The sequence below is a fragment of the Streptomyces endophyticus genome, from assembly GCF_035798155.1.
Lineage (GTDB): Bacteria > Actinomycetota > Actinomycetes > Streptomycetales > Streptomycetaceae > Streptomyces > Streptomyces endophyticus.
Genome location: NZ_JAOZYC010000011.1, coordinates 1 through 17291, shown reverse-complemented (window position 1 = coordinate 17291; position 17291 = coordinate 1). Strand labels below are relative to the sequence as shown.

Annotated in this window: 10 protein-coding genes and 1 pseudogene; 5 read left to right on the top strand and 6 right to left on the bottom strand. The window is 69.6% G+C overall.

Features of this window, described 5'->3' with window-relative positions; all coding sequences use genetic code 11:
* Window positions 1-175: 175 nt before the first annotated feature.
* From OKJ99_RS03240 to OKJ99_RS03225, 4 genes and pseudogenes are all read right to left on the bottom strand, one after another.
* Window positions 176-790 carry a hypothetical protein gene (locus tag OKJ99_RS03240; protein ID WP_326014175.1) on the bottom strand — a complete coding sequence of 205 codons (615 nt, stop codon included), beginning with the start codon at window positions 788-790 and terminating at the stop codon, window positions 176-178.
* Between the two features lie 247 nt (window positions 791-1037).
* Window positions 1038-1346, bottom strand: a complete 309-nt coding sequence (locus OKJ99_RS03235) for an SDR family oxidoreductase (protein WP_326014174.1) — start codon at window positions 1344-1346, stop codon at window positions 1038-1040.
* Between the two features lie 92 nt (window positions 1347-1438).
* A pseudogene (gene secF, locus OKJ99_RS03230) lies at window positions 1439-2086 on the bottom strand (protein translocase subunit SecF); the annotation flags it as partial.
* 290 nt (window positions 2087-2376) lie between these two features.
* Window positions 2377-2973 (bottom strand): DUF6461 domain-containing protein, encoded by a 597-nt coding sequence (locus OKJ99_RS03225; protein WP_326014173.1) that lies wholly within the window; start codon window positions 2971-2973, stop codon window positions 2377-2379.
* A 1251-nt stretch (window positions 2974-4224) separates the two neighbouring features.
* Here OKJ99_RS03225 and OKJ99_RS03220 point away from each other — a divergent pair.
* From OKJ99_RS03220 to OKJ99_RS03205, 4 genes are all read left to right on the top strand, one after another.
* A complete protein-coding gene (locus OKJ99_RS03220) occupies window positions 4225-6462 on the top strand; it encodes a bifunctional glycosyltransferase/CDP-glycerol:glycerophosphate glycerophosphotransferase (RefSeq protein WP_326014177.1) in 2238 nt (745 codons plus the stop codon).
* Between the two features lie 113 nt (window positions 6463-6575).
* Window positions 6576-7376: a class I SAM-dependent methyltransferase gene (locus OKJ99_RS03215; RefSeq protein WP_326014172.1), complete on the top strand. Its 801-nt coding sequence runs from the start codon at window positions 6576-6578 to the stop codon at window positions 7374-7376.
* Between the two features lie 82 nt (window positions 7377-7458).
* Window positions 7459-8796, top strand: a complete 1338-nt coding sequence (locus tag OKJ99_RS03210; protein WP_326014171.1) for a UDP-glucose dehydrogenase family protein — start codon at window positions 7459-7461, stop codon at window positions 8794-8796.
* A 58-nt stretch (window positions 8797-8854) separates the two neighbouring features.
* Window positions 8855-10198, top strand: a complete 1344-nt coding sequence (locus OKJ99_RS03205; protein WP_326014170.1) for a capsule biosynthesis protein CapZ — start codon at window positions 8855-8857, stop codon at window positions 10196-10198.
* A gap of 72 nt (window positions 10199-10270) precedes the next feature.
* Here the strand turns inward: OKJ99_RS03205 and OKJ99_RS03200 are convergent, their stop codons facing one another.
* Window positions 10271-13834: a bifunctional glycosyltransferase/CDP-glycerol:glycerophosphate glycerophosphotransferase gene (locus OKJ99_RS03200; protein WP_326014168.1), complete on the bottom strand. Its 3564-nt coding sequence runs from the start codon at window positions 13832-13834 to the stop codon at window positions 10271-10273.
* A complete protein-coding gene (locus OKJ99_RS03195; RefSeq protein WP_326014166.1) occupies window positions 13831-16098 on the bottom strand; it encodes a bifunctional glycosyltransferase/CDP-glycerol:glycerophosphate glycerophosphotransferase in 2268 nt (755 codons plus the stop codon). The genes OKJ99_RS03200 and OKJ99_RS03195 overlap by 4 nt, the downstream gene beginning before the upstream one ends.
* 262 nt (window positions 16099-16360) lie before the next feature.
* On the opposite strand from OKJ99_RS03195, the gene OKJ99_RS03190 reads away from it, so the two are divergent.
* The coding region (locus OKJ99_RS03190; RefSeq protein WP_326014164.1) for a serine/threonine-protein kinase at window positions 16361-17291 on the top strand (931 nt) is incomplete at its 3' end.

The following is a 17291-nucleotide window of genomic DNA, read 5'->3' as shown; positions in this document are numbered from 1 at the left end:
GGCACATCCCATCCGGCGGATCCCGGGCCAAAACCCCAAGAGGGGGGCGGCGCGGCGCCAACCCTTGCCGCGCAGCCCGCAGGACACAACCACACCCGGCAAGGGGCCGGCCCCCAACGGGCCGGCCCCTCCCTCACCCCGGGTCACCCCGGGTCACCCCGGGGACACCCACCACCTACAGCGACGGCAGCGTCGACGCCGGATCCACACCCGGCAGCGACGGCAGCTTCGGCAGACCCTCCAGATCCGGCGCCGGCAGCCCACCGCCCAGCACGACCGCCACCACCACATTGACCGTGCCGGTCAACGTCGCCTGCAGCGCGGCCGCGGTCGCCTTCGCATCCCCCGCGACGGAGGCCTTCACCAGCGCGTCCACCTTCACCTGCAGGTTCGCCGCGGCCTTCGCGATGAGCTCGGGACCCGGAGCCCGCACCCCGGCCGCCTTGCCGGTCGCGCCCTTCGCCCCGGCCTTCAGGCCGTCCAGGGCCTTCTTCACACCGGCCGCATGCTCGGCCGCCTCCTCCTTCGACAGCTTCCCCTCCGGCGCCTTCAGCACCCCCGCCACCAAAGCAGTCACCGGCTGCACCACAGCACCCGCCCCCGCCAACGCCGCATTCTGCTTCCCCAACGCCTCCGCACCCGGCAACGGGGCCACCGACGCGCTGCGGGCCGGCGCACCACCCGCCGGCACATCCCCCACCGACGAGAACGCCGGACCCGCCATACCGAGCGCCAGCACACCGCACAGCGCAGTGGAAGCAACCAGACCAGCTCTCCGGGAAAAACGCATCAACCAAACCTCTCTCACGATTGCACGATTGACGGACACTGCTCCCCACCACCCTCCGAGCACCCCCCACACCCCGCAAACCGCACCACACAAACAGCCGCACCCAACCAGCCCAACCAAAGAGCCACCACCACCCACCCGGGCGGGCACCGCAACACCCCCCGCACACCACAGATCCAACCGACCGAGCGACACACACCCCCACCGAGGACCCCCACCGGGAACCCCCAGCGACCACCGCAATCCCTCACACCGCAAGAAACCCGCCGCCCACCGCCACACGAGCACCCGCCGCAAACAACGAACGGTCACTCAGCAGCCACAACGCCGCCTCCGCCACCACCCGCGGCCCCGCCATCCGCCTCTGGATCCGACGCACCACAAACACCTCCCCCAGAACCGGGCCGGACCCCACCACCGCACTCACCATCTCCGTCCGCGCAGTGCCCACGACAAGGGAAATGACGCGGATGCCGTGCGCCCCGTACACCACAGCCACCACCTTCTGCTGCACCAGCGGGCACGCCTGGCCAAGCCCGGACGCGATGACAGGCACGCACGCTCGCCGCCGTACGCGGTGCCCGCCGCCGGGCCGACGCCCCCGCATCCCTCCCCCCTTTCCGCAGAAGACCGGACAGGGCGGTCCGGCTACCGGGCCCCGCGCCGCGGTGCGCCGTCCTGGGACACCGGTCCGCCCGGCTCCTCGGGCCCCTTGACGCGCCGCTGTCTGCGGCCGGGAGGACGGGAGTGAGCGGTGTGGCCGTGGAGCTCGATGGCCAGCGGAGACGCGGTGAAGACCGAGGAGTACGTGCCCACGGCCACGCCGATCAGCAGGGCAAGGGCGAAATCGGTAAGGGAGCCGCCGGCGAGGGCGACCAGGGCGACGAGGATGAACAGCGCGCCCATGCCGGTGTTGACCGTGCGGGGCAGCATCCGCAGGACCGCCTCGCTGGTGAGCCGGCCCAGGCGCGCCCCGGGCTGCCGGCCCAGCAGTTCACGGATGCGGTCGCAGAGGACCACCGAGTCATTGACCGAGTAACCGATCACAGTGAGCAGGACGGCCAGGAACACACCGTCGACCGGCTTGCCCAGCCAGGCGAACACACCGACCAAGATGATCACATCGTGGACGAGAGCGGCGACCGCAGCCATGGCATAACGCAGACGGAACCGGACAGCCAGATAGAGGAACTGGGCACCCAGGACGACAGCAAAAGCGAACAGCGCACCCCGGCGCAACTCCCGCCCCAGACTGCCACCGACCTGCTCATCACAGACCCTGCCGGCCCCACCCCCCCCAAACGCACGACGGCGTCAGCAACCACCTCCGTCCGGGTGGTCTGGTCGACCAGCGCCGGCCTCGCCGCGGGCTCGTTGCCGGATGCGGCGGCGTAGTGGGGATGATGAACGCTCCGGCGACTGTCGCCGCGAACATGGCCCTGGCGCGTGGTCTACCTATTAACGACACGCGTCGACTCTTCCTCTTCCCTCTTGTGATTGCCGGGGTCCCGATCGGGCCTGGTTTCCCCGTGGCCTCGGTACTCAGCTAGCAACCCAAAGGGCTTGCCCAGTCCTTGACTTGACCTTCAAAGTCGTCTTAAGCCACGGGACAGACCCCCGGTCCAGGGACCCTCGAAGTCGGTTGCGGTGAGGGTGAGGCCGGTCAGAACCCGCACGGCGAGGACGAGACCGCCTTCGGGTTCGTCGGTGACGGCTTCTCCGGTGGGTTCACAGGCATCGGATGCGTCGAAACCGGCCGCAGTGAGGGAACCGATGACCGGGTGGGTGGGGTCCACGCTGCCCGAGGGACCGTCGAAGTAGCCGCCGGACAGCTCGAGGCTGCCAAGGATGGCACCGTCGTGGGCGATGGTGGCCGTCTTCGTGTCGGGGTCACGATAGGCGCTGAAGGCGGTGCGGCCCTCGGCGGCGAGGGTGCGCAGGACATCGTCATCGACGCCGATCGCGCTCTCGAATTCGACGGCGAGCGTCCAGCCGCCCGGCATGTCGCGGCCGACGACCAAGGCGCCTTCGCCTTGCTGTTCCTGGAGGACGTCCGCGGCTTCGTTCACGCTCTCGAGGCCGGGGACGGGGGCGGCGACACCCATGAGGTGGAGGGCGTCGGCGAGCGGGTGGGCGGCGAGGGTCACGCACCAGCCCTCGCCGAACATCTCGTCCAGGTCCACGGTGTGAGGCCCTTCTGATCGGGTCCGCGGCCACTGTGTCCAGATGGCTGAGCCCAAAGGGTAGGTGGCGCACCTGACATGAGGTGAGGAAGCCCTGGATCGGTTGGCCCACCCGACGACCTGACGGGACTGCCTTGCAGTACCGGCAGGACGGTCGGCGCCTACGAGACGACGGCGGGAGAAAAGCCCGATTCAGCTCGCGACCGGGACCCCTTAAGGCCCACCTAAGGGGTGAAAAGGTCGAAAAAGGCCTCCTCAGAGGACGTACTCCCTGTCCTGGCCGGCCACTACCTGCGCGCAGGCAACAGGAAGGCCTCCCGCTGCGCCAAGGGCCCTTTTGGCAACCCGGCCGTCCGCGCCTTGTCCTTTTCTTGGCGTCCGTCCGGCTGACCGCGGCCCCATCACTTCCCCCCGCGAAGGAGTGGTGGGATCACCCGGACCTCGCGCTCGCTGACGCGGTGCGCGCTGCGACCCCGAGCCGGATGGAGTCGGACCGGGATGACCGGTGCGGCTGCACACGAGACGCGTCAGCACCGCACCCCACAGACCGTCCGCCCAGCGGTCCTTGCGCCCCCTGGTCCCGCCGTCTGCCCTCTGCCTGAGGCCCGCCGTGACCAAGGTGCGCTGCAACGACCCTCCCGTCCCCGCCTCTGCCGCGAGAGTCCGAACCGGGTCCGGCCTCCCTCCCATCCGGTCCGCTACAGAGTCGGACCCAGTCCGGACCGATCCCGCCGAGTCCGACGCGAGTCCGGTGCGGTGTGCCGAGTCCAACACGACTCCGACACGAGTCCGAGACAAGTCCGCTCCACCTCAAGGCGCCTCCGCCAAACCACGACAGCCCCGCGCCCCCGATGATCAGCGGCTCCCGTTCGAAGCAGTCGCGAGGACCGCACACCCGGACGGCAGGAGTCCGTGACCGCGACCACGCCTCCACCGCACATCAAGATGCCTAAGTACCAATCAAAAGCATTGAGTTGCGGTCACCAAAAGAAGGGGCCGCACGCCCCCGACCTGCGGATACCAAGCACAGCAGGGCTACCGCTCTAGACGGAAGACAGACAAGTAGCCGGATCGGTAGCCGCATAGGCACGGCACGGCACGGCCGATGTCGCTGTTTGCGCCGGTGACGTTGAGGCGCCGTGCCTGCCGCCACCACGAACCGCCGAATAACACACAAAACGTAATCTAAATCACTTTGTGCCGTTTCATATACACATGTCCCGTTTTCATGGTCGGCAGCCCGATACGCCTTTGCCCCGGTTCAGCGTGATCGTCCCCGCATATCTGGTCCAGGCGTACCTCCACGCCTGCCTCGATTCGGTGCTCGGCCAGTCCTACACCGACCTGGAACTCATCGCCGTCGACGATGCTTCACCGGACGCCTGCGGCGAGATCCTCGACTCCTACGCGGCGCGCGACCCACGTGTCACGGTCGTCCACCTCCCGCAGAACGTCGGCCTCGGCGAGGCCCGCAACGCGGGCCTCGAGCGGGCGAGCGGCGACTACGTCGTCTTCCTGGACAGCGACGACACCCTCACTCCCGGATCGCTCGCTGCCATCGCCGACCGGGTCAAGGACACCGGCGGCCCGGACGTCCTGATCTACGACTACGCCCGCGCGCACTGGGACGGCAGTCTCGTTCGCAACCAGCACGCGCAGATGCTGAACGAGTCGGGCCCGCAGCCCTTCGCCCTGGCCGACCGCCCCTCGCTCATGCGTCTGCTGATGGTCGTCTGGAACAAGGCGTACCGCCGCGAGTTCCTCGCCGACAGTGGCCTGACCTTCCATCCCGGCTACTACGAGGACACCGCCTGGACATACCCGGCGCTGATGGCGGCGGACTCCGTCGCCACCCTCGACCGGGTCTGCGTCCACTACCGGCAGCGTCGCCAAGGGAACATCCTGTCGACGGTCAGCACGAGGCACTTCGACGTCTTCGACCAGTACGACCGGGTCTTCGCGTTCCTCGACGCGCACCCCGAACTCAACGACCAGTGGCGGCGTGTGCTCTTCCGCCGGATGATCGACCACTTCTGCACGATCTTCACCACCCGCGGCCGGCTGCCGCGCGGCAGCCGTGCGGCGTTCCTCCGCCGTGCCCGCTCCCACTACGCCCGCTACCGCACCCCCGGCGGCCCGGTGAGGACCCCGACCCGGCTGCGGCACGGCCTCGTCCGCCTGGGCGCGCATCGCGTGTATCTCGTCATCACGGGGACACGCAGGGTCCGAGTACGTGCCCTGCGCCACGTCAGACGCGCGGCCCACGCGGCCCGCGGCGCGGCCCTGCAGGCCCATTACCTCATCCAGTGCAGGCTGCCCGTCAAGGACGATCTCGCGGTCTTCTCGGCCTACTGGAACCGCGGCTACTCCTGCAGCCCCGCGGCGATCGAGTCCATGGTGCGCGACCTGGTCCCCTCGATCCGTACGGCCTGGATCGCACGTCCCGCCCACACCCACACCGTGCCGACCGGAACCCGCCGCCTGACCCCCGGCACGTTCTCCTACTGGACGGCTCTCGCCCGCGCGAAGTACCTGGTCAACAACGTCAACTTCGACCGCAGGCTGCGCAAGCGCCCCGGTCAGGTCCTGCTGCAGACCCACCACGGTACGCCCCTGAAGAAGATGGGCCTCGACCTCCAGGAACACCCGGCGGCGGGCGGCGGCATGGACTTCGCGACCCTCCTGACGAACGTCGACAAGTGGGACTACAGCCTCTCGGCGAACCGGCATTCCACCCTCACCTGGGAACGCGTCTACCCGGCCGGGTACACCACCCTCGAGTACGGCAATCCGCGCAACGACATCTTCGCGAGGGCGACCGAGGCCGACCGCGACCGCACCCGCGAGCTCCTCGGCCTCGCCTCGGACGCGACCGTCATCCTGTACGCCCCCACGCACCGCGACTATCAGCGCACCCAGACGCCCCATCTGGACCTCGCCCGTCTGGCGCGCCACCTGGGCCCGTCGTACGTCTTCTTGTCCCGCGCCCACTATCTCTCGACCACGGCCCCGTACGCCACGGACCCCCACCCGCGCGTGATCGATGTGTCGGACCACCACACGGTCGAAGAACTCTGCCTGGCCTCCGACGCGCTGGTCACCGACTACTCGTCCCTGATGTTCGACTACGCGGCGCTGGACCGCCCGATCGTCCTGCTCACCGACGACCGCATGGCCTACGAGGCCGCGCGCGGCACCTACTTCGACATTCGCTCCTTTGCACCGGGCCCGGTCGCCCAGTCCCAGGACGAGTTGCTCGACATCCTCGCCACCGGCCACTGGAACGGCTCCCGCTCCGCGCGGCTCCGCACCGCCTTCCGCGCGCGCTTCTGCCCGTACGACGACGGACATGCCACGGAGCGGGTGGTGCGCAGGGTGTTCCTGGGAGAGCCGTCCGAGCCGCCGGCACCGCGCCCCGTACCGAGCGACCTGCGCCACGACACCACCGACGAGGTGCGTCCGGGCCGCCCCCTGTCCCTGGAGCCCTGATGCCCTGATGCCCTGATGCCCGTGCACATAGCCATGCCATCGAGCGCCCCAGCCACCGCCACCGCCACCGCCACCGCTCAGTGATGCCACTGACATCCTGATGGGAAGTACACGTGAAGCTCTTCAAGACCCTCGCGAAGCCGCAGGCCGCCAAGCCGACGACGGAGCCGGCCGTGCCGGCGCCCAGCGCTGCCGACACCGAACAGGTCCTGCGTGCGCTCCAGCAGCAGACCAAGACGCTGACCGCCGCGCTCACGGGCATCCGCAAGCAACTCGAACACCAGCCTTACGTGATCGCCGAGTTGATGCGCCGCTACAACCACCTCATCGACGGCGACATGCCGATGCCGGTGCTCGGCGCCAATTGGGCCGCGATCGCCCCGACGGTCCTGTTCATCGTCGACGAGGTGATGGGGCGGCCCGCCCGGCGCACCATGCTGGAGTGCGGCTCCGGTGCGTCGACCCTGTGGACGGCGGCGGCGCTGCGCAAGTGCGGCGAGGGGCATGTGACCTCCGTCGAGCACGACCGGGACTTCGCCGAGATGACCCGGCAAAGGCTCGTGGACCACGGCCTGGAGTCGTGGGCGACGGTCATCGACGCCCCCCTGGTCGACACCGAGGTCCCGGGCCTGGGCACCCAGCCGTGGTACGACCTGTCCGGCCTCGGTGACGTCACCGAGGTCGACCTCCTCTTCATCGACGGGCCGCCGCGCCCGACAGCGCCGCTCGCCCGCTACCCCGCGATGCCGCGGCTGCTGCCGCGCATGGCCAAGGGGGCGCTCGTCGTCCTCGACGACACCAACCGCAAGGTCGAGCGCGACATCACCAAGATGTGGGCGGCCGAGGGCGCCTTCGACCGGCAGGTCACCTTCGTCAAGGACGTGGCCCGTTCCACCGTCCTCCAACTCGACTGACCGGACGCGAGGTCCGGACGGGCGGACCTCGCTGATCACGTCGGCGCGACAAGGCGCCCCGAACGTCAAAGGCAGGACAGCAATGCGTATCTCGGTGATCGGCTGTGGCCACCTCGGAGCCCCTCATGCCGCCGCCATGGCGGAGCTCGGGCACGAGGTGATCGGCGTCGAACTCAACCCGGCCACGTGCCGGGTCCTCCAGAGCGGGCGCGGCCCCTTCTTCGAGAAGGGCCTCGACGACCTGCTCCAGAAGTACGTGCCCACCGGCCGCCTCCGGTTCACCGGCGACCTCATGGAGGCCGCCGAGTTCGCCGACCTCCACTTCATCGCGGTCGGCACTCCGCTGCGTGAGGACGGCCGGGGCTACGACATGGAGCAGGTGTTCGGCGCGGTCAGCGCGCTGGCCCCGCTGCTCACCCGCCCCTGCACCATCGTCGGCAAGTCCACCGTGACGGTCGGCACCGTGGCGCGCGTCCAGGAGATCATCGCGGATCGTGCCGTGGACGGCGTCGACCTGGTGTGGAACCCGGAGTTCCTGCGCGAGGGACACGCGGTCGAGGACACGCTCCACCCCGACCGCATCGTCGCCGGGGTGTCCAGCGCCGAGGCCCAGAAGGCGATCGAGGCGGTGTACGCGCCGATCCTGGGCCGCGGGGACGTGGAGCTGATCGTGACCGAACCGGCGACGGCCGAGGTCATCAAGTCGGCGGCCAACTCCTTTTTGGCCACGAAGATTTCCTTCATCAACGCGATGGCCGAGGTGTGCGCGCTCGCCGGCGCGGACGTCAAGACCGTTGCCCATGCCATCGGCGTCGACCACCGGATCGGGCACGCCGGAATGCGGCCCGGAATCGGTTACGGCGGTGGCTGCCTGCCCAAGGACCTGCGGGCCTTCACGCACCGCCTCGACGAGATCGGCGCCACGAACGCGGTCGCGCTGCTCCAGGCCGTCGAGGGCGTCAACCGCGGCCGTGTGGACGCCGCGGTCGAGCTCGTGAAGGAGGCCGTCGGAGGCAGTGGTCTGGCCGGTGTGCGCATCGCGTTCCTCGGTGCCGCCTTCAAGGCGGGAACCAGTGACGTCCGCAATTCCCCGGCACTCGAACTGGCCCGCCGCCTGGTCCAGGCCGGTGCCCGACCGGTCGTCCACGATCCAGAGGCGATGGAGACGGCCAGGCGGCTGCACCCCGAGCACACCTATGCCGACACCCTCGCCGAAGCCCTGGACGGGGCCGACGTCACCGTCCTGGCAACCGAGTGGCCGCAGTTCGGCGAGGACACCGAACTCCCGGCCTCGGCCGCCCGCACGGTGGCCGCGCGCCGCCTGGTGGACGTCCGCACCTGCGTCGACCCGCGCGACTGGGTCACGGCGGGCTGGACGGTGTGGCAGCTCGGGCGTCCGGTGCGGAGTCCTCAGCCGTGATGTCGCACCCGCAGGCGCCGTCGCGCACCGTTCAGGACCCCGAGAACAGGAGTGAAGGATGACATCTGGGGCCATCGACCACACCGGCACGACGTTCGCGGCGGAGCCGGCCGACCCGCTGAGCACGGAGATCGCGCGGCTCGGCCGCCGTGTCGCCCAACTGGAGGCCGGCGCCGAGCGCATGCCACGGCATGCGGGTCCGCTCACGCTGGAGGAGTTCCTCCGGCCGATCCGCCGCGCCAGAGCGGCCTGTGACCTGCGCTGCGCGTCCGGGCACCAGCAGTCCAAGACCATCAAGGTCGTACGGCCGACCGGTATGACACTCCCGGCGCATTCCGGACTGCGCCGTGATCCGCCCCGTAAACCCGCCGATCGGCAACCGGACTACCTCGAGAAGTTCGACAACAGAACGCTCTTCTACGACGCGTTCCGGCTCGGCGACGACGTGTGGCTCTCCGGGCCGCCAACCAACAATCTGCGCGCCGGACTCGAGAGCGCCGACTGGCACATGGACGGCGCCGACGTGAGCGGCTCGGTCTCACTCGGCGACTGGGGCCGCACGCAGCGCTCGCGCATCACCGGAGCGCACCCCGGCAGGCATCTGACACTGGATCTGGCGGACTCACGATTCAGCATGGTGATCGCCCCCGACGAGTCGGACCTGTTCGCCGGGCAGCGGACCGTCATCACGAAATCCAAGGACAACGATCTCGTCTGGATCAGGGATTTCCTGCGGTATTACCACGTCGTGCACGGTGTGACGGGAGTCGTCTTCTACGACAACAACTCCACCAAGTACCGCCCCGAGGACGTCGCCGACGTCATTTCCTCGGTTCAGGGCATCACCACCGCGGTCGTCGTCGCCTGGAACTACCCCTGGGGTCCCAATGCCGGTCCGAACAAGGTCTGGGATTCCGACTACTGCCAGTATTCCCTGATGGAACACGGGCGTTTCCGGTACCTGAGCAAGGCGGCGGGCGTCATCAACACGGACATCGACGAACTGGTCCTCACCAACGATGCCCGGCCGGTCTTCGATCACGCGGCGGAGTCGGAGTCGGGTGCGGTCAGCTACCAGGGGCGTTGGATCGCCAAGGCGACGGTGGAGCCCATGAATCCCCTGCGCCAGCGCCGGTTCGTCGACTACCGCCATCGTGCGAGCGGCACGACGACGAAGAAGTGGACCGTCATCCCGGAGCTGCTGGACTGGCAGACGACACAGTGGCGCGTGCACAGCGTCATCGGCTCCAACGCCGAGGCCAGCGAGCAGATCCACCATCGCCACTACCAGGGTGTGAACAACGGCTGGAAGTACGACCGCGCGGAAAGCGCGGCGAAGCCGGGGACCCACACCTACGACGTGCGCATGAGCCGCGTTCTGGACATCGTCTTCGGGGACTGACGCGGGACCGCACTCGGGCCCTCCCCGTTCCTTCGGGGAGGGCCTGACTGTGCGTCTGCGGGCCGGTACGGGTCAGACCTCCTGGGCCTGCTCCAGCATCCGGTCGACGACCCGGGCGGCGGCCTTTCCGTCGTCCAGGTCGCAGAACAGGCGTTGGAAGCGGGAGAACCGGTCCTGGTGCGCGATGTGCACCTTCTCGATGTCACGGATCGCCTCGATCAACTCCTCCGAGGTCCGCAGCAGCGGCCCCGGGGAGTCGGCCTCGAAGTCGAAGTAGAAGCCGCGCAGGGTGTCCCGGTAGTGATCCAGGTCGTACGTGAAGAACAGCATCGGCCGGTCGAGGTGCGCGTAGTCGAACATCACCGAGGAGTAGTCGGTGATCAGGAGGTCGGCGACCAGGTAGAGGTCGGCGATGTCCGGGTACTCCGAGACGTCCCACACGAAGCCGTCGCCGGCCTGCGGGACGACGTCGACGATGTTGGAGTGGCGGCGGATCAGCAGGACGTGGTCCTCGCCGAGCCGTGCGCGGGCCTCGGCCAGGTTGATCTTGAGGTCGAACTTGAACTGGCCGGCGCTGTGCGCGCTGTCATCCCGCCATGTGGGGGCGTAGAGGACGACCTTCTTGCCCTGCGGCAGGCCGAGTTCGCGGCGGACGCGGGTGGCCGTCTCGTCCCGGTCAGGGGCGTGCAGCCGGTCGTTGCGGGGGTATCCGGCCTCGAGGATCTCGCCGCGGTAGGAGAAGGCGCGGCGCAGGATCGGGGTGGAGAAGCGGTTGGAGGAGACCAGCAGGCTCCAGTTGACCACCTCGCGCACGAGCCGGTTGTGGTACTCACGGTCGAAGCGCGGGGTCGCGATGTCGTGGCCGATCTGCTTCAGCATGGTGCCGTGCCAGGTCTGGACGACGACCTGGCCGGGGCGGCGCTCGAACCAGTCGGGCAGGTGTCCGTTGGTGACGATGTAGCGGCTGGTGGCCAGGGCCTCGAACCACTCGCGGCCCCACATGCGGACCTTCTCCAGGCCGTCGGGCAGTTCGACCTGCCCGTCGCGGACGACCCACAGGTGCCGCAAGTCCGCGCGCCGACGGATCAGTTCCTCGTGCATGGCGCGTGGGCTGTCGGAGCACTGCTTGCCGTTGTAGCTGAAGTAGCAGACCTGGTCACGCAATGGTTCGTTCTCACGCATCGGTGCGTAGACCGTGGTGCGCAACTCGAGCTGGCGGTACGGTCCGCGCTCGTCGTCGCCCAGTTCGGAGCGGCAGTTGAGTTGCGGGAAGTCCTCCCACCGGTTCTCCAGCCAGTAGCGGCGGCCTTTCAATTCGCTGTGCAGGGGGAACTGCGGCACGGCGAGGCGGTCGATGACGAAGGGGGTCCGTGGCTCGTCGGCCTCGCCCACGAGGAAGAGGTTCCAGCGGCCGGCCTTCAACGGCAGGCCGCCCCCGGCGCCGCCCATGACGGACGGGTCGAAGGAGGCGGTGAAGGTCGCGTCGGGACGCCAGTCGATACGGGCGGGACGCTCGTCGGCACGCCCGCTGGCGTGCAGTACCAGCTCTCTGCCGATGTCCCGACGGCTCGCCCGCCCGGAGAAGACGATCTTTCCGTCGAGTTCGGCGACGCGGTCGATGATCGCGCGCCGGTTCCTGCTGGTGATCTTCAGATAGCCGTTGGCGCCGGCCGTGACGGCGATCTCGACATCCTTGCCGGCCGCGCCGAACTCCTCGGACAGGTCGGTGTTCAGGTCCGCGAGACCTTCGCGGATCACCGTGGAGAAGTGGCGCTCCTCGCCCTGCTCATTCGTGGCGACCCATTCGGTGCTCCAACGGCGCTTGCCGGGGCGGGTGTCACCACCTTCCGGGTCGACGAACAGCGCGACCTCCACCAGCGGGACGGTGACGGCGAGCGCGCCGCCCCGGCGGCGGCCGGCCACCTCGGCCGGGTAGTCCATGCGGTCGCCTGTGGCGCGGTTGGTCAGCCGCAGCGACATGCGCTCGTCCGGGCGCAGTTCGGTGCGGAGCTCACCCTCCACACGCAGGACGTCGCCGTCGAACCGGCGGTCCGTGATCAGCGCGCGGACCCGCTCGACGCGGACCTTCAGAGCGCCCCGGACGCTGTGGGGAACGATCCGGTGATCCGCGTCCACCCAGTGCACGGGCGGGTAGTTGGCGGCCGCGCCACCGCGTGTCCACACCGCGCCCCTGCGGAACAGGCCGGCCGCGTAGACATGGATGCCGACGTGCCAGAGCCCCTCCTGCCAGACACCGCGCTTACGGAACCGCTCGGGGTCGATCTCGATGTGCCAGCCGGCCCAGTCGTAATTGTGCGACTTCTGGCCCGAGTCGGTGGTGGCCTGCGGGTGATGGACACTGGCCGCGGGCAGCAGGGTGCGGCGCCGGCTGCCGTCACGCTTGAGCTGGATCGCCTTGACACTGCTGCGGCGGGTGGGCGCGTCGATCCGGCTGATCCAGGCGTCGCCCTCGAGGACGAGCTTGCCGCCCTTCCACTCGGCGACACGCAGCGGTGAGCGCAGGGTCAGCTCTTTGTCGATGCGCAGGGCCGGCTTGGGCAGTGCGAAGCCGCGGTCGGTGAGCGGGGTGAACTCGGCGTACTTGCGGCGCCGTCCGGTGATGGGGACCCGGTCCCAGCGCTGTCGCGAAGCGAGCAGGTCGAGCAGCTCGTCCATGGCGTGCTTGCGCACCAGAATCCACTGCACCCGCAGTTCCGTGGGCAGGGCGAGGACCAGCTTCGGGTCGATCTGGTCGAGGAACCAATTGGCCTCGCGCAGGAAGGCCTCGCGGTACGCGGCGTCGCCGTCGGGCAGTACGCGCAGGAAGATGCGCAGGTCGTCCCGCAGGGCCCGGCCGTCGTACTCCCGCTTGAATGCCTCGGCGCGCGGGTCGTCCAGTGTGCCGAGGAAGGCGCTGACGGCGAGGACTCCGGCGATCCGGTCACGGACGGACTGCGGCTCCGTGCGGCGCTGGGTGATCGAGGGCGCGGCCCAGCTCTCGCGCAGTCTCCAGTAGTAGACCGGGTCGCCCACGATGTCGACTGCCTCGGCCCGGTAGTAGGCGGGCAGTACGACGGGGGTGTCCTCGTACAGCACACCCTCGGGGAAGGAGAATCCGCACCTGTCCCAGAAGGCACGGCGGTAGACCTTGTTGCAGGCGATCCGGTCGGCGATCAGCCGCGGGTCGTCGGCGATGTGAACCCGGCGGCGGGCCTCACCGGACAGCATCCGCATCTGCCCGGCCTGCCAGGTCTTCTCGCCGCGCAGGTGGTGCACGTTCCCTGTGGCGAAGTCGGAGCCGGACTCGTCCAGGCTCCCGACCATCGTCCGGTAGGCGTCGGGCGGGACGACGTCGTCGCTGTCGACGAAGGCGATGTACTCGCTCGACGGGGAGAGGTGTCCGAGGCCGGTGTTGCGCGCCGCGCCCAGCCCGGCGTTCTCCTTGCGGACCAGGCGGAAGCGCCCGTCGCGGGCCGCGTATTCGGCGGCGATGGCGGCCGAGCCGTCCGGCGAACCGTCGTCGACCATGACGACCTCGAGGTCCTTCATGCTCTGCCCGGCCAACGAGTCCAGGCAGGCGGGCAGGTACTCCTCCACGTCGTAGATGGGGACGATGACACTGAGGCGGGTGTTCATCGGGCTCGTTCTTCCTTCACTGCCGGCGGGTGCGGAGTACCGGTGCCCACAAAGGCGGGCCGGGTGGGAGCGGGTGCGACGGGGCGCAGTTCGAGCGGTGTCACCGGCACCGGGGTGGTGTCGTCGAGGAACACCCGGCGCACGACGCGTTCGGCGGCGCGGCCGTCGTCGAACCGGCAGAAGCGGCGGCGGAATCCGGCCCGCAGGGCGGCGGCCTCGGGGCTGTTCCAGACACCTTCGGTGAGCAGCTCCTCCAGGTCGTCCTGGGTGCGGGCGACGGCACCGGGCGGCTCGCGGAGCAGGTCGAAGTAGGTGCCGCGGACGGCGGAGTAGGTCTCCCAGTCGTCCGCGTAGATGACGATCGGCCGGTCGAGGACCGCGTAGTCGAACATCGCGGAGGAGTAGTCGGTGATCAGGCCGTCGGCGGCCAGGTAGAGGGTCTCGACCCTGGGGTGCCCGCTGACGTCCTTGATCCGGCCGCTGCTCCACAGCTCGCCGAACTCCTGGGCGGAGTCGTAGAAGTAGTGACCGCGCACGAGCAGGACGGTGTCGGGGCCGAGGGACTCGGCGAGCCGGGCGAGGTCGAGCCGGGGCACGAAGGAGCCCTCGTACTCGCGGTGCGTCGGCATGTAGAGCAACGCGGTCACCCCGTCGGCGAGTCCCAACTCCCGCCGTGCCCAGTCCACTTCAGTGGCGCCCGCGCGGGCGAGCACGTCATTGCGCGGGTATCCGGTCTCCAGGGTGGTGTGGGCCGAGGGGTAGACCCGCTCCCAGACGGCCGTGGAGAAGGTGTTGGAGGAGATGCCGTAGTCCCAGCGGTCGCAGCGCCTGAGCAGCTCCTCGAAGTCCATGTCGGTGGAGGCCGGGTAGCGCCGCTGGTCCATGCCCATGGTTTTCAGCGGGGTGCCGTGATGTGTCTGGACGTGGGTCTGGCCCGCGCGCTTGACCACGGAGTCGGCGAAGTTGACATCATTGACGAAGTACTTGGCACGGGCCATGACCGACCAATACGCGCGCGAGCCGACCAGTACGTGCGCGGTGCCGTCCGGGACCCGGCTCACGCAGTCCGGTCGGATCAGCCAGACGCGGCGGATGTGCGGGGCGAGGACCGCGAGCCGGTCGGCGATCGCGGCCGGGTTCCCGGTGACACCGCGGCTCCAGTACGAGGAGAAGACGGCGAGATCGCTCTCGATGGGCCGGAGCATCTCGGCCCGGTAGTGGGCGGCCATCGCGGCCCGTTTGGCGCCGCGGACCGTGTCCTTGGCCCGGCGCTGCGCGGCCCGGGTGCCGCGGACCGTCTCGTGCAGGGCGCGCATGGCCGGGTGGAAGTCCCGTTCGAGCAGGGCGTAGCGGTGGCCGCGCCCGCCGCCGGGCCGCCGGTAGCCGTCGGGGCGGCGCGTGCGGTAGTGGCGGGCGGCCTCGTGGAAGAACTCGGCCTTGTCCTGTTCGGACAGCCGGCCGGGCTTGGTGTAGATGGTGAGGTAGTGGTCGACCATCTTCTCGAACAGGCTCGCCCGCCAGGGCTCGAGCGCCGGGTGGGCGTCGAGGTGCGCGAAGACCAGGTCGTACTGGGCGAAGGCGTCGAAGTGCCTGCGGCTGGTGGTGCTCAGGATGTTGCCGCCCTGACGGCGCTGGCGGTACTCGATGCACACCCGGTCGACGACGGCGATCCGCTCGGCCGTGATCAGCGCGGTGAACGTCCACGGGACGTCCTCGTAGTACCCGGCGGAGAAGGTGAAGCCGTGCCGATCGAGGAATGCGCGCCGGTAGGCCTTGTTCCAGACGACCTGCAGCAGCCCGAGCAGGCTGGGGCGGTCCGCGAGGGCGAAGACGTCGGGGCCCTTCTCGGCAAGGAGGTGCGCCACGCCGTTGGGCCGTCGGCTGTCGTCCCAGTAGGTGCGTGTGTAGTCGAAGACGAGGAGGTCGGGGTCGGCGGTGGCGTCGAGACGGGCGGCCATCGCGGCCAGGGCGCCGGGGGCCAGGGTGTCGTCGCCGTCGAGAAAGACGACGTAGTCGCCGACGGCCCGTTCGAGACCGGCGTTACGGGCCCGGCCCAGGCCCACGTTCCGCTCGAGATGCACGGGGCGGACGCGGGGGTCGGCCGAGGCGAATTCGTCGAGTATGGCGCCACAACCGTCGGGCGAGCAGTCGTCGACAGCGATCAACTCGAAGTCGCCGTACTCCTGCGCCAACACCGAGTCCAGGCATTCACGCAGGTATCCCTGCACGCGATAGACGGGGACCACGATGCTGAAACGCGGCATGGGCGGCGACTCCTGTCTGTCTGTTGTCGAGAGACTATATAGCCCTTTCTATGACAAATTTAGACATTGGGCCACATACGCTTTCACAATGCGCCGCGCCCATTTCGACGTCCTTCGGGAGCCGGATTCCGCTCGCTCATGAGGACGGTCGGCCCGGTGTACTCATCTGGCCCCACGGTGTCTACGGTGGTCCTGAGGTTGACAGGGCCCGAGGGACCGGCAGGACCTGAGGGGCCGACAGGAGACGGGCGGAGTGCGGGCCATGGGGGACGAGCGTGCAAGCGGCGCGGGGCACGGGCGGGTGATCGCCGGGCGGTATCGCGTGGTCGGGCGGCTGGGCAGCGGCGGGATGGGCACGGTGTGGCGTGCCGTCGACGAGCGGCTGGGGCGCGAGGTCGCCGTCAAGGAGCTCCGGACGTTCGACGGCGCCGACGGGCCGGATCCGGTCGAGCAGCGGTTGCGGATGCAGCGCGAGGCGCGGGCCGCCGCGCGGGTGCGGCATCCCGGGGTGGTCGCCGTGCACGACGTCGCCGAGCACGAGGGCCGTCCGGTGATCGTGATGGAGTTCGTCGACGGCGAGTCGCTGCAGGGGCTGCTGCAGCGGCGCGGCCCCCTGGATCCTCTGGAGGCGGCTCGTATCGGCGCTCAGGTGCTGGACGCGCTCGCGGCCGCACACCGTGCCGGGGTGTGGCACCGGGACGTCAAGCCCAGCAACATTCTGCTGGAGCGCGGCGGCCGGGTCGTGCTCACCGACTTCGGAATCGCCGCTCTGCAGGAACCCGGTGATGGCGCCGCGACCCGGATCACGCGCAGTGGGGAGCTCGTTGGTTCGCTGGACTACCTCGCGCCCGAGCAGGCTCGCGGCGGGGAGGTCGGGCCCGCCGCGGACGTGTGGGCACTGGGTGCGTCGTTGTACGCGGCCGTCGAGGGCGCGCCGCCGTTCCGGCGCACCTCCACCTGGTCGACGATCACCGCGATCGTGACCGAGCCGCTGCCCGAACCCCGGCAGGCCGGACCGCTGGCGCCCGCCCTGACCGAACTGCTCGACAAGGACCCGACGCTGCGGGCCGACGCCGTGCGTGCCGCGCAGCTGTTGCGGGCCGCGGCCACGGGCGAGCCGCTCGGGTTCATCATCGGCAACGGCCTGTTCCTGGTGATCGCCGCCCTGCTGCCGTCCGCGGCGGGCGCCGACC

What these genes read in the sequence shown, in the direction of transcription:
- OKJ99_RS03240 (WP_326014175.1), bottom strand. Translation starts at nt 790, where the DNA reads ATGCGTTTTTCCCGGAGAGCTGGTCTGGTTGCTTCCACTGCGCTGTGC.
- OKJ99_RS03210 (WP_326014171.1), top strand. Translation starts at nt 7,459, where the DNA reads ATGCGTATCTCGGTGATCGGCTGTGGCCACCTCGGAGCCCCTCATGCC.
- OKJ99_RS03205 (WP_326014170.1), top strand. Translation starts at nt 8,855, where the DNA reads ATGACATCTGGGGCCATCGACCACACCGGCACGACGTTCGCGGCGGAG.
- OKJ99_RS03200 (WP_326014168.1), bottom strand. Translation starts at nt 13,834, where the DNA reads ATGAACACCCGCCTCAGTGTCATCGTCCCCATCTACGACGTGGAGGAG.
- OKJ99_RS03195 (WP_326014166.1), bottom strand. Translation starts at nt 16,098, where the DNA reads ATGCCGCGTTTCAGCATCGTGGTCCCCGTCTATCGCGTGCAGGGATAC.